This window comes from Flavobacterium jejuense, from assembly GCF_006491595.2.
In the GTDB taxonomy this organism is placed as follows: domain Bacteria; phylum Bacteroidota; class Bacteroidia; order Flavobacteriales; family Flavobacteriaceae; genus Flavobacterium; species Flavobacterium jejuense.
Genome location: NZ_VEVQ02000015.1, coordinates 35,888 through 49,285, shown reverse-complemented (window position 1 = coordinate 49,285; position 13,398 = coordinate 35,888). Strand labels below are relative to the sequence as shown.

Genomic DNA, 13,398 nt, shown 5'->3' with positions numbered 1-13,398 from the left:
TACCTTTATCATTAAAACTAACTATTTTGAGAAAAATACGCTATAAAAAAGGAAGAAAAGTAAATACATTACCTTTAGAATATACAGGTATTTATACAAAGAGTGTAACAGAAATGCAGCTTTTTGTTTATGATGAAAATAAAGTGGAAGAATTGCAAAATATTTCTACAAAGAAGTTTAATGAGGTAAAAAGTGCATCTATAAATAATTGGCTAAATATTCATGGTTTAAATGATACAGAGTTAATAAAGTCTTTGGCTGAAACTCTAGAGTTGAACACAATCATAGTTTCTGATATTTTAAATATTTCAAGAGGTACTCGTTTAGATGAGCTAGATGATACGTTGTTTTTTAGTGTGAAATCTATCTTACCAAATGATGATGAAGATACAATTTTAATTGAACAAATTAGTTTTTTACTTCAAGATAATTTAATTGTATCTTTTCAGGAAAAGAGAGGTGATTTTTTTACCCATATAAGAGAACGTTTAAGACAAAATACAGGAATTGTTCGTAAAAAGAAAGTAGATTACTTATTGTATCTAATGCTAGATTCCATTATTGAAAATTTTTACGTAACAATTGAACATAAGGAAGATAAAATAGAAGCCTTATTATTAGCTTCAAAAACTTCCGATAGCCCGGAAATAATGGAAGAGATTGAACAATTGAGAGAGATTTTTCATTTGTTAAAACGTTCCATTACTCCTTTGCGTGATGCTTTGTTCACAATTAAAACTATCAAAGAAGATGATGAGTTTAATTGTATAGAAACTTCTAATTATATTTTTTTTGGTAGGCTACACCAAAAATCATTGGAACTTTTGGAACAAATCGATTATGATATGAAAACCTTAGATAGTGCCAGCAATTTTTTCTATACTGCTCAAAGTCACCGAATGAATGAGGTGATGAAAACCTTAACTGTTATTTCATCTGTGTTTTTACCACTAACTTTTATCGTTGGTTTATATGGTATGAATTTTAAATATATTCCAGAATTGAATTTTAGATATGGTTATTTCATTACTTTAGGTGTCATGTTTGTTTTGGTGTTACTCATGTTGTATTATTTTAAAAAGAAAAGATGGTTTTAATTAAATCATTTCTTTTGGATTAACCCAATGATCGAAATCTTCAGCGGAAACATACCCTAATCTAATTGCTTCTTCTTTTAAAGTAGTTCCATTTTTATGTGCTGTTTGTGCAATTTCAGCTGCTTTATAATACCCAATTTTAGTATTTAAAGCAGTAACTAACATTAGTGAATTGGTTACTAATTCTTCAATTCGTTTGGTATTAGGTTCTATGCCTTTTGCACAATTTTCGTTAAAAGATTGGCAAGCATCTCCCAATAATCGTGCAGATTGAAGGAAATTAGAGATAAGCATTGGTTTAAAAACATTTAGTTCATAATGGCCTTGAGTAGCTCCAACCGTTATAGCAACATCATTTCCCATTACTTGAGCACAAACCATCGTTAAAGCTTCACATTGTGTTGGATTTACTTTCCCAGGCATTATAGAAGAACCTGGTTCATTTTCTGGAAGTAATAATTCACCTATTCCAGAGCGAGGACCAGAAGCCATCATTCGAATATCGTTGGCAATTTTATTTAAAGAAATAGCTATTTGTTTTAAAGCTCCATGACTTTCCACTATAGCGTTGTGAGAGGAAAGTGCCTCAAACTTATTTGGTGCCGTTTTAAATGGATGACCAGTAAATTTTGAAATGTGAGAGGCTACTAAAATAGCATATCCTTTAGGAGTGTTTAAGCCTGTACCAACAGCAGTTCCACCAAGAGCTAATTCTGATAAACTTTCTAGCGATTTTTTTAGGGTTTTTAATCCGTTTTCCAATAGTTGTGTGTAGCCAGAAAATTCTTGTCCTAAAGTAAGAGGAGTCGCATCCATTAAATGGGTTCTTCCTATTTTTACAATATCTTTAAAATCTTTTGACTTTTTTTTGAATGTATTTTTTAAATTTTCAATTGAAGGAATGGTGTTTTCAATTAGTATTTTATAAGCTGCAATGTGCATTGCTGTTGGAAAAGTATCATTAGAAGATTGCGATTTGTTTACATCATCATTTGCTTTTAAGATAGGTTCTTCACCAATTTGTCTTTTACTAATCAACTGTGCTCTATTGGCAATCACTTCATTCACATTCATATTAGATTGTGTCCCTGAACCAGTTTGCCAAATTACTAATGGAAAATGTTGGTTTAGCTGGTCTTCCAAAATCTCTTCACATACTTGAGCAATTAAATCTCTTTTTTCAGTAGATAAGACCCCTAATTCTTCATTGGTGTATGCGGCTCCTTTTTTTAAATAAGCAAAAGCTTTTATAATCTCAAATGGCATAGAAGCTTGTGGACCTATTTTGAAATTATTTTTTGAGCGTTCTGTTTGTGCACCCCATAATTTATCATTTGGAACTTGAACTTCTCCAAGGGTATCTTTTTCAATTCGAAATTTCATGATGGTTGTTGTTCTTTTTTATAAAATTACAATTAAACCAATTTCTAAAGAAATAAAAACTGTTATTATATTGCTAAAAAAAATAATTCCTATTATCTTTGGCAAGAATTCATAAATTCCGGAAAACATGTTTGAATTTGATCAGTACTTAGGTTTTTTACTTTTCTTAACCATTTTAACGATAGGTTTTTGGTTAATGTTCTTTTTAGCTTCATTTGTACCTTATTGGTTAGGTGGTGCTATTTTCGAATTAATCAAAGAGAAAAGAGCAAAAAAACAAGCCGAAAGAGAATAATAATTCTTTTTCTTAGAAATAAAAAAGGGATGCAATTTGCATCCCTTTTTTATATTAGATTTATCCCATAAATTCATCTCCACCACCATCATCACCTCTTCTTTGATTGTCTCTCTCATTTTTCTTTTTATTGAAACGATAAGTAAAAGAAAGGTTGATTTGTCTTTGTCTCCATTGAAATTCAGAATAACTGTTTACTGTAGGTAAATTAACTTCTGAACGTCTTTTTCTTGAATTAAATAAATCACTTACGTTTAAAGCTATTGTGGCTTTATCTTTTAAGACATCTTTACTAAATGCTAAATTTACACTTGTCATAGAATAACGCTTTCCTTGAGCGCTATTTTGAGGTGCATAATAAGTTGCATTAGTTTGCCAATCAATTTTATAAGGTAAAGATATTTTAGATGAAATTCTAGTAAACCAACTTGTAGCTGTATTATCAAAATTTTGTACTACTAATTCATTTAATGAATTAGTATAACTGTAATCTCCTTTTGTTTCATTTCTAAATAAATTAAAGTTGTTATTTAATTTCCACCATTTAAAAGGAGAGTAATTCACATTAAATTCAAAACCAGCTCTAATTTCTGTAGCTAAATTGATAGGAGTAGATTCAATAACGGGAACTCCTTCTACAAAAAGCCCTGATTCTCTTCTAATAAATTGAAAAGAATCATCTGTCATGTTTATATATGCAGAAGTATTAAAGGTTACTTTAGTCCATCTTTTTAAATAACCTAAGTCAAAAGCGTTAGTATAAGCAGGATTTAAATCTGGATTCCCTCTAAAAATATTGATTCTACTAGAATAACTAGAAAAAGGATTTAAAAAACGACCTCTAGGTCTATTAATTCTTTTGCTATAACTTAAACTCATACTACTAGTTTCGGAAAACTCATAGTTTAAAGTAGCAGTAGGGAAGAAGTTGTTGTATTTTTTAGTATTGTAATCATTTGCAGAAATTGAATTTACTTCAATATTACTATCTTCAAAACGTACTCCGAAAAAATAAGAAAATTTATTAATTTTTGATCCATACTGCATGTATAATGCATTAACATTTTCTTTATATTCTAATAGGTTAGAGTAGATATCATTTCTTACCCAATTACCAGATGCATCTAATGCATCAATTTCAAAGTCAGTTAAATTCTTTTGAAAACTACCTCTATAACCTGCTTCAAACCTTGATTTTTCACCAATTGGCAATACATAATCTGTTTGGAAAAGATTACGGCTTTGGTTTTGTGGATTCAATGTTCTTTCTGTAAAAAAGGAATTTGGTTCACCAATAATCTGATCATAAATAATTGAATTTTCTTTATCTCTATTTTGAGAGAAAGACATGTCAACGGTTAGTTTATGGTCTTCTTTTTTAAAATTCTTAGTAAAATTAGTAGCATATTCAAAAGTAAAATCTTTACTTTTTTCATCATTAAGACGGTTTTGTGTAAAAGTAGGGTTTCTGTTTGCATCAAAATTGTAGAAGAAAACATTATCTGGATTCTCACCTCTTCTATTTTGTATAGTTAAAGAGTTAGTCCAAGTTGTTGTTTTATCTAAAAATAATTCGATACCAAAGTTAGAATTGTATCCTTTGTTTAAACGTTCATTGGTTCTTCTTTCGTCTAGAAAAATACTATTTGGATTGGCAGAAGCACTTATGTATTCTGAATTAGTTAATGAATTTCCTTTTGAGGTTCTATAATTATAACCAATATTTGAAAATAAATTAAACTTTTCGCTTCTATAATTTAAACTAGAGTTTGCTCCATATGTTTCAGGATTACCAGCTGATAATACAAACGATCCGTTTAAACCTTGTGCTTTACCTTTTCTTAGAATAATATTGATAATTCCACCACCACCTTCAGCATCATAACGTGCAGAAGGATTTGTAATTACTTCTACTTTTTCAACAGCGTCGGCTGGTAGCATTTTTAATGCATCTGCTATATTGATACCAGCTAAACCAGAGGGTTTGCCATCAATTAATATTTTTACATTTTCATTCCCTCTTAATGCTACTGTTCCTTCTGGATCTACTGTAACTGAAGGGACATTGTCTAAAACATCGCTTACAGTTCCACCTTTTACCATCATGTCTTTACCAACATTATAAACGCGTTTGTCTAATTTTATTTCAACCGTAGAACGTTCAGCTATAACTTCAACACCAGCTAATTGAGCAATATCAGCTTCTAGGTAAATAGTACCAAAATCTGTATTTGTATTATAGGTTGTATTTTTAACTTCTACAGTTTTGAACGATATGTATTCGAAACGAACATTATAGGTTCCAGCGGTTACTTCAAAACTAAAGTTACCATTTAAATCAGTTACACCTCCATTCAATCTTTCAGGATTTTTTGCGTCTTGGAAAACAACAGTTGCATATTCTAAAGGTAAAGTGGTTCCTTTTTCAAAAATTTTTCCAGAAATTTTTATTTTTTTAACATCAGGTTTTTGGGCTAAAACCATTGTAGTAAATAGGAATAGGGCGAAAATTTGTAGTCTTTTAAGCATGGTTAATTTATATTTTTCCTTATAAGACAGCAAATTTAGACTTAGGTTTAAGCTACATTTCCCAATTGTTTGTTAAATATTTCCTATGATTTTGTTAATCATCTCTTTTGGTCGTGCAATAATAGCCTTACCCTCATTAACAACAATTGGACGTTCAATTAATTTGGGGTGTAATAACATTGCTTCAATAATAGCAACGTCTGACATGTTTTTCCCTTTGTACTCTTGTATCCAAATTTTTTCTTTGGTTCGAACTAATTCTAGAGGCTTAATCTCTAATTTTTGAATCACTTCAGTTAATTCTTCTTTAGTAAAAGGTTCATCAATATATTTTCTAATAGCATAAGGTTTTTTAAGTGCCTCTATTTCAGCTAAACCTTCTCTAGATTTAGTACATCTTGGATTGTGGTAAATAGTTATCATGAGTTATAATTTTATACAAAGAAAATGATATTATAGTTTGTAGCAAAATATGTAACTTTATACCCTATCAAAAAAAGTAAAAAATGTATCTAGATCAAGTTAAAAATTTCAAAGCACATCCAATTTTATATTTTGTTTTACCAGTAGCTTTCCTTTTATTAATGGTGGTAAACTATATTTTTAGTATGGGTATAGATACTAATGATGTAATTGAACAAACAATCAATCAAATAGGAGTAAATGGTGCTTTTATTTTAATGATTTTCCCTTTGTCGATTGGTGTGTTTGTAGTTTGGTTTTGGGTAAAATTTGTTCAAAGACAATCTATTACAAGTTTAACTACATCTAGAAATAAAGTCGACTTCAAACGTATTTTCTTTTCATTTTTTCTTTGGGCTAGTATAACTATAATAATGACGGTTGTTGCCTATTATGCAGAGCCTGAGAATTTCGTTTTTAATTTTAAACCACAAAAGTTTCTCATTTTTTTAGTGATAGCAATTATTTTAATTCCACTACAAACAAGTTTTGAAGAGTACCTGTTTAGAGGGAATTTAATGCAAGGGTTAGCTTTAGTTACTAAAAGTCGAATTATTGCTCTTTTAATTCCTGCTGTAATGTTTGGTTTAATGCACTTGGCTAATCCTGAAGTGGGTAAAATTGGTCCTGTTATTATGGTGTATTACATTGGAACAGGTCTGTTTTTAGGAATATTGACTTTAATGGATGAAGGACTAGAATTAGCCTTAGGTTTTCATGCAGCTAATAATTTGATTGGAGCTTTATTAGTTACTGCTGATTGGACAGCTTTTCAAACACATTCTATTTTTAAAGATGTTTCTGAGCCTTCTGGTTCATTTGAAATTATAATTCCTATCTTTATTATCTTTCCATTACTTTTATTTGTTTTTTCTAAAGTATATAAATGGAATAACTGGAAAGAAAAACTATTAGGTACAATTTCTACTAATTAATCTAATTCTTATTACTATGGAAGCAACAGCAACATTAGATACTTTAACACATAAAAAAATTCACAATCGGTTTAAATTAAATGGTTTTCATTTAAATTATGAAGATATGTGTCGTGTAGCTTATAGTTTTATAAAAGAAGGAGATGATTATGAAAAACACATTGGTAATTTTTTGTTAGAATGGTTAGATGATGATTTGTATATTGAAGTTGAAACTTCTGGAACAACAGGAAAACCAAAGTTAATTCGCTTAGAGAAACAAGCTATGATTCAGTCTGCTTTAGCTACGGGAGATTATTTCAATTTGGAGCCTGGAAATAAAGCTTTATTATGCTTGTCTGCCAAATATATAGCAGGAAAGATGATGTTAGTAAGAGCAATGATACTTGGTTTAGAATTGGATATCAGTACAGTCGATAGTAATCCACTAGCTTTTAATGATAATAAATATGATTTTGCTGCCATGGTTCCATTGCAAGTAGAAAATTCATTGGATAAAATAAAAAATACTGAAAAAATAATAATTGGAGGAGCACCAGTTTCAAAAACCTTAATTGAGAAATTAACAAAGAGAAAAGTAAATGCTTTTGAAACTTATGGTATGACAGAAACGATTACTCATGTAGCAGTCAAAAAAATAGGAACAGATAGTTTTAAAACCTTACCTCATATTAATCTTTCCAAGGACGATAGAGATTGTTTGGTGATTCATGCTCCAAAAATTTTAACTGAGGATGTTATTACAAATGATGTTGTTAATTTAGTTTCTGAACATGAATTTCAATGGTTAGGAAGAATTGATAGTGTGGTGAATAGTGGTGGTGTGAAATTATTTCCAGAGCAAATTGAAACTAAGTTGCAAGACTTTATTACTGACCGTTTTTTTATTGCAAGTGAATCAGATGAAAAACTAGGACAGAAATTAATATTAGTTATAGAATCCAAAGAAAAAGAAATAGCTAAAAATATTTTCAACCATTTAGAAAAATTTGAAAAACCAAGATCCATCTATTTTGTCACAAAATTTGTGGACACAAAAACGGGAAAGTTAAATAGAAAGCAAACTCTAGATAAGATTGTAAAATAAGTAGAAGTTATTGCAAATTAGATTGGATAAAAAAATGATTCGTTAAGACTTTAATATCATTATAGTTGGTAATCAATTCACCTGCTTTTTGCCATTCATTTGTTGCGTTTAATCGTACTTTTCTATCTCCAATCATAATGTCAACTGGCATTTCAAAGTTAGGCTCATCTGTAACCCATCTGTATTGAAAACGTTTTTTGTAGCCTTTGATTTCTAATTTAGGAATTGTAGTATATTTCAAATACTGGTTGAATATTGGTGTTAAATTGCGACCAGTTTCTTTATTGAAAAAATCAATTACTGTTTGTGTGTCTATGATTTTCTTTTTGAAGGTATTGGAATATTTTAAAAGAATAGACCACCATTTGTTGTCATTATTAACTACATGTCTTAACGTATTTAAAAGTAAAGCTCCTTTATAATACATGTCACCACTTCCTTCATTATTAACTCCAAATTGTCCTATGATAGGTTTGTCATTCTGAACATTTCTTGACTGACCATTAATGTATTTCATAGCAGCTTCATAGCCTTTCTCGCATTCAATAAAAACCGTTTCACTATAGGTTGTAAAACCTTCATGAATCCACATGTCAGCAATGTCTTTACTAGTTACGCTGTTACCAAACCATTCATGACCTGTTTCATGAATAATAATAAAATCAAAATTCATTCCTTCACCAGTTCCTGATAAATCTCTTCCTAAATATCCTTTTTTGTATTTATTTCCATATGCAACAGCACTTTGATGCTCCATCCCCAAATAAGGAGTTTCCACTAATTTATAACCATCTTCTGCAAATGGATATTGTCCAAATTTAGTTTGAAAACATTCCATCATGGGTTTAACATCTGCCTTAAAATGTTCGATAGCTTTTTCTCTATTTTCTCTTAAAACATAATAGTCAAGGTCTAAATCTCCCAATTCATCATGAATATGAATATAATCGGCAATGTTTACAGTTATAGTGTAGTTGTTGATAGGGTTTTTAACTTCCCAATCCCAACGTGTATAGTCTTCACCAACAGCTTCTTTCTTGAGAAAACGACCATTAGAAACGTTCATTAAACCATTTGGAACAGCCACTTTTATAGAAGCACCATTATCTGGTTCATCTGTTTGTGAGTCTTTTACAGGATACCATAAACTAGCTCCAGTTCCTTGTACAGCAACTGCAATAAAGTCTTTTCCATTGCTGTCTTTTTTGAACACAAAACCACCATCCCAAGGTGCATTTTTTGCCACTTTTGGATTACCAGAATAATAAAAACGTACTTTTTCAGTACTGTCTTTCGCTAAATCTTTTGGGAAACTAATAAATACAGCATCAAAATCTCTTTTGTATTGTAAGTTTTGATTATTCCAAACGATAGAATCTACTTTCATGTTATCAAATAAATCCAATTGAATTTTTTTCGTTGGAGCAACCACTTTAAAAGTAATATCATTGAATCCAACAATACTTCTTTCTTCTGGATTAATCTTGATATTTAAATCATAACGTTGTACATCAAAACAGTTTCTTTCAAAACGCAATCCACCATGTAATGAATCTCTACGAGTAAAGTTTTGAGCAGAAAGATTTTGGGTTACTAATGCTAATAATCCTATAATAAGTAGTTTTTTCATTTTTAAATATAATTTTTAAACACAAAGTTCACTAAGAAAAGTTAACAAAGCACATTAAGCTTTTAAAATTATTTGTGCACTTTGAGAAGCCTTTGCGTTCTTTGTGGTTACACTAAAATTCAGCTGCTTCAAAAATAGTAATATTTTCTTTCAAAACAGGATGCTTGAATGTAATTTCTTCTGCATGTAAATGCAATCTATTAGATTTTGTACCATATAAATCATCTCCAATGATAGGGCAATTTAAGCCTAAGGAATGAGAAGCATGTACTCTTAATTGATGTGTTCGACCAGAAATAGGGTAGAAGTGAATGCGTGTTTTGCCTTCTTTTCTTTCAATAACTTTATATTTGGTCTGTGCTGGTTTTCCATGTTCGTAACAAACCAATTGATTGGGTCTGTTGTCCAAATCTACTCGTAAGGGTAAATCTATAAATCCCTCGTCATGAGGAACAATACCTTCAAGAAGTGCTACATATCTTTTTTGAATGGTTCGTTTTATAAATTGCGATTGTAAGTCTTTGTATACTTCTTCCGATTTGGCAATGAGTAATAATCCTGAAGTAGACATATCTAAACGATGCACGATTAAAGGTCCAGTAGCGTTTGGGTATAACTCTTTCACTCTTTGGTACACTGAATCTTTTACATTTTTTCCAGGAACAGAAAGGAATTCTGCGGGTTTGTTGATGACAGCCAAATAGTCATCTTCAAAAACTACTGTAATGTCTTTTCCTTCTGCTGGGTTTTCTAAAAACGGATTATCATCCATTGGAACACTTTCTAGCATATGGGCTAAAATAGGTTCGCACTTACTTCGACAAGCAGGATAAAAATGATTGTGCTTTCTTACTTCTGATTTTGGGGATTGTCCCCACCAGAATTCAGCCATTGCAATGGGTTTTAAATCGTTTTGAAAAGCATAGTGTAAAAGTTTAGGTGCAGCACATTCTCCAGCTCCAGCTGGTGGGTTGTTGTCAAATATTTGCCCCACACTTTTTAGTTTTTTATCTTTATTTAAAAAGGAATAACTGTCAAATAATTGTTGTTGTAAGTCTCCTGATTTTTGTTTGCGAAACTCCTTTAATTCAGAAATTCTATCAGTGAAAATGGCTACTTCTTTTTGTGCATTTTCAATTTGGTAGTTCCAGTATTTGGTCATTTTTTTTAACAAAATACTTTCTTTTTTACTTTCCTCTGATAATTCCAATTCCAATTGTTCTACTTCAACCGAAGTTCCATTTGCTGGAATTGCATTTCTTTTTTGATCACGCAATATTTTTAAAGCTTTGATTCTATCTTTTTGATTTTGAATATCTTCTGTAGCTTTCTTTTGGGTGGCAACCCAATTTTCCTTAGCTAATAAATAATCTGCAGATTTTTTAAGTTGTTCAATTTCACGGTTTATACTATTTAAAACTTCTTCTTCTTTTCTGAAAAAACCATCGTGTTGTAGCATATCAAAAACGGGTGGCACAAAATAATGATGATGATTGTTTTCAGCTAATTTTCCAGAAAAAGCCCATAAATATCCTAGTTTGCCTTCTTGATTTTGACAAACCAAAACCCCAAACATTTTTCCGATGACTAAACCTTCTTGGTTTTCTTGTAACCCAAAATTATGTTCAAAATCAGTTTGATTTTCTAAATAATTTTGCAATTCTTTTGCCGAAAGAATACTTAACTCATGCGGTTCATAATAAAAAGGAAAAGTAAATTTTTCAGGTAAGGAAATACTTGAAATATCGGTTTTGAATTCTTGGAAGTAGGTCTTTAACATGGCGCAAAGATAGGTAAATTTGCTATTTACTTAATTTCGTTTGCTAATTAGAATAGTGTCTAGAAATTTAAAATGACTTTTATAGCCCCGATAGAAGTGATATCCTTTTCTTTTAAAAAAAGAAAAGATATAACGGATAGCGGGAATAGATTTCTACCGAAGAACTATTTTTGTGCTCCAAAAATAAATTACTCCAACTTTACAACCTCTTCTGTTTGGGATTTTTTAATATCATCTAAAACATAATTCAGTTCTGGATCGTTGTTGTTGATACGGTCTTCTATTGTTGGTACAATGGTTACATCTGGATAAATACCATGTCCTTTAACGGTTGTTTTTTCTAGAGCACTTACATATAAAAGTCCAATTCTTATTTGTGCTTTTGAATGAGGTAGCTCTATTTTTGGCATAAATCCAGCTACGGTTCCATTGTATTCTCCACCTGTTTCTTCTCCAATAAATGTAGCTCTATTAGTGCCTTTTAATTTTGTAGCTAAAATACTGGAAGCGGAAAAACTTCCTCCATTAATTAATACATAAACAGTTCCTTCAAATTTATTTTCTTTAGCTTTCTTCTCTTTTGCATTTAAATTTACGTAATAACCACCTTTTTCATTTTTACGCACTTTAAAAAACATATAGGAATAATAAATAGGAGAAAGTATCCCTTTTACAACATAACTTATAGGTTTGGATCCTTTGAAGTAATCATTTTTTAGTAGACTCGTTCTTTTTGTAACCTGAGAAGGATTTACAAATTGATAAGTGGAATCCGTTGTTAAATAACTATATAAATCATCAATTTCAGTTAACCGCCCTCCAAAATTATTTCTTAAATCGATGATTAAGTTCTTGGTTTTTGCCTTTTTTAGGAGTTCGAATGTTTCTTTATAAAATCTTTTAAAGTTTCCTATGGTAAAGCCTTTAATGCTTAGTAATGCTGTTGTGCTGTCTTTTTCAATGAAAGTAAGTGTTCGATTGTTTTTCTTAGTTGCTTTATTATAACCGTATTTACTTTTTTCTTTATTGATTTTTATAAGACTATCTTTTTCAATTTTAGTTAGTTTTTTTGAATCCTTTTTAGAGGTTGCTGCAATAGTATCTTTCTTGATTCTTTTTATCCAAAATGTAGCCTCATTATTTAGCTCTAATTTTACACTGTCCAAAACACCTTTATTATATGAATAATAAGTTCCAAAACGTCTTGCAATCATTTTATCTTGAAAAGTAGTATTGTAGCCATCTGAAGTAATACGCGCTTTGTATGCTTTTAAAATACTATCAACTGGTTTCGAATTAATTTGTGTTATTTCATCACCCACTTGAATGGCTTTTACTTTCGAATTATTCTCAATGATATACAATTTATCATTGAAGATTTCATATTTAAATTGACTAAAACAACCAGTTTCTTTTTGTAATTGTTTTTTTTCTTCTTTAGTATATTTTTTTACATTAGGATAAGTAAATGTATGTCCTTGTTTAATTTCTGCGACGACCGGACTTAATTTAGTATAAAATTCGTAACTAGTTAAAGGAGTTTTTATGGATTTTTTTAAACTGTCAAATTTAAAATCGAGTTGTTCTTTATCAATATATAAATATAATTGTGGATGCATTTTTTGCAATTTTCGATAAGTATAATCGACATCTTTTTGCAATTCTTTTGGAGAAATAGGTTCCAATAAACTGGCATTGTGTTTTGAAACAGAACCGCATTTAATAAGTAGTATGGTAAAACATAAAAGAAGGTTTTTGTTCGTTATTAATTTTATAACTGAGAAGTAATTTCTTTTAAACGGTACTCGTTGTTTCATTCTATTTGTTTTATACTAGTATAGACGACTTTGTTTTTGAAAAGGTTGTATGAAGTTTCATTTTACTGAATGTTATTTTTTAAAAATAAATTATACCAATTGATAACTCAATACTAATCCTAAACTAAAAGTAAGCAATAAATTTAAATGGGTAGCTTCATAATGATACCCATCATATAAATAATTCCATAATCCTTTTAATTTTGGAAAACGATTGTCATAGCCAAACTCATTTTCTTTAATAAAAAGAATAGTAAATAAATGATATAAAATAACTGAGATTAGAAAACCAAACAGTATTGTTAAGAATATTTTGAATAAGCTATTTTGCAATTTATATAATTATTCATTTATACTTTAATTTAAAAAAATAGGTTTTTTTA

11 protein-coding genes are annotated in these 13,398 nt (G+C 29.9%); 4 read left to right on the top strand and 7 right to left on the bottom strand.

Going from position 1 to position 13,398, the window contains the following annotated elements:
• Positions 1 to 26 precede the first annotated feature (26 nt).
• The gene (corA, locus tag FIA58_RS17845) at positions 27 to 1,097 is read left to right on the top strand and encodes a magnesium/cobalt transporter CorA (RefSeq protein ID WP_140964059.1); all 1,071 of its coding nucleotides are present in this window, start codon (positions 27 to 29) and stop codon (positions 1,095 to 1,097) included.
• Here corA and fumC read toward each other — a convergent pair whose 3' ends face one another.
• The gene (fumC, locus tag FIA58_RS17840) at positions 1,098 to 2,480 is read right to left on the bottom strand and encodes a class II fumarate hydratase (RefSeq protein WP_140964058.1); all 1,383 of its coding nucleotides are present in this window, start codon (positions 2,478 to 2,480) and stop codon (positions 1,098 to 1,100) included.
• Between the two features lie 127 nt (positions 2,481 to 2,607).
• Here fumC and FIA58_RS17835 point away from each other — a divergent pair, with 127 nt between their 5' ends.
• Complete coding sequence (locus FIA58_RS17835; protein WP_165928948.1) at positions 2,608 to 2,775, top strand: hypothetical protein; 168 nt, start codon at positions 2,608 to 2,610, stop codon at positions 2,773 to 2,775.
• 60 nt (positions 2,776 to 2,835) lie between these two features.
• On the opposite strand, the gene FIA58_RS17830 is transcribed toward FIA58_RS17835, so the two are convergent.
• Together FIA58_RS17830 and arsC are read right to left on the bottom strand one after the other, a co-directional pair.
• A complete protein-coding gene (locus FIA58_RS17830; RefSeq protein ID WP_140964057.1) occupies positions 2,836 to 5,304 on the bottom strand; it encodes an outer membrane beta-barrel family protein in 2,469 nt (822 codons plus the stop codon).
• Between the two features lie 72 nt (positions 5,305 to 5,376).
• The gene (arsC, locus tag FIA58_RS17825) at positions 5,377 to 5,727 is read right to left on the bottom strand and encodes an arsenate reductase (glutaredoxin) (RefSeq protein ID WP_140964056.1); all 351 of its coding nucleotides are present in this window, start codon (positions 5,725 to 5,727) and stop codon (positions 5,377 to 5,379) included.
• A gap of 83 nt (positions 5,728 to 5,810) precedes the next feature.
• Here arsC and FIA58_RS17820 point away from each other — a divergent pair, with 83 nt between their 5' ends.
• Together FIA58_RS17820 and FIA58_RS17815 are read left to right on the top strand one after the other, a co-directional pair.
• On the top strand, positions 5,811 to 6,701 hold the full coding sequence (locus FIA58_RS17820) for a CPBP family intramembrane glutamic endopeptidase (RefSeq protein ID WP_140964055.1): 891 nt from the start codon (positions 5,811 to 5,813) through the stop codon (positions 6,699 to 6,701).
• A 16-nt stretch (positions 6,702 to 6,717) separates the two neighbouring features.
• Positions 6,718 to 7,788: an AMP-binding protein gene (locus FIA58_RS17815; protein ID WP_140964054.1), complete on the top strand. Its 1,071-nt coding sequence runs from the start codon at positions 6,718 to 6,720 to the stop codon at positions 7,786 to 7,788.
• 7 nt (positions 7,789 to 7,795) lie between these two features.
• On the opposite strand, the gene FIA58_RS17810 is transcribed toward FIA58_RS17815, so the two are convergent.
• The 4 genes from FIA58_RS17810 to FIA58_RS17795 form a co-directional block, all read right to left on the bottom strand.
• Positions 7,796 to 9,418, bottom strand: coding sequence for a M1 family metallopeptidase (locus FIA58_RS17810; protein ID WP_140964053.1), 1,623 nt, complete (start codon positions 9,416 to 9,418; stop codon positions 7,796 to 7,798).
• Positions 9,419 to 9,530: 112 nt separating this feature from the next.
• A complete protein-coding gene (locus tag FIA58_RS17805) occupies positions 9,531 to 11,198 on the bottom strand; it encodes an RluA family pseudouridine synthase (protein ID WP_140964052.1) in 1,668 nt (555 codons plus the stop codon).
• Between the two features lie 188 nt (positions 11,199 to 11,386).
• Entirely contained in the window at positions 11,387 to 13,015 is a 1,629-nt protein-coding gene (locus FIA58_RS17800; RefSeq protein ID WP_140964051.1) for a S41 family peptidase, read from the bottom strand.
• Positions 13,016 to 13,105: 90 nt separating this feature from the next.
• The gene (locus FIA58_RS17795) at positions 13,106 to 13,348 is read right to left on the bottom strand and encodes a hypothetical protein (RefSeq protein ID WP_140964050.1); all 243 of its coding nucleotides are present in this window, start codon (positions 13,346 to 13,348) and stop codon (positions 13,106 to 13,108) included.
• Between the last annotated feature and the right edge of the window lie 50 nt (positions 13,349 to 13,398).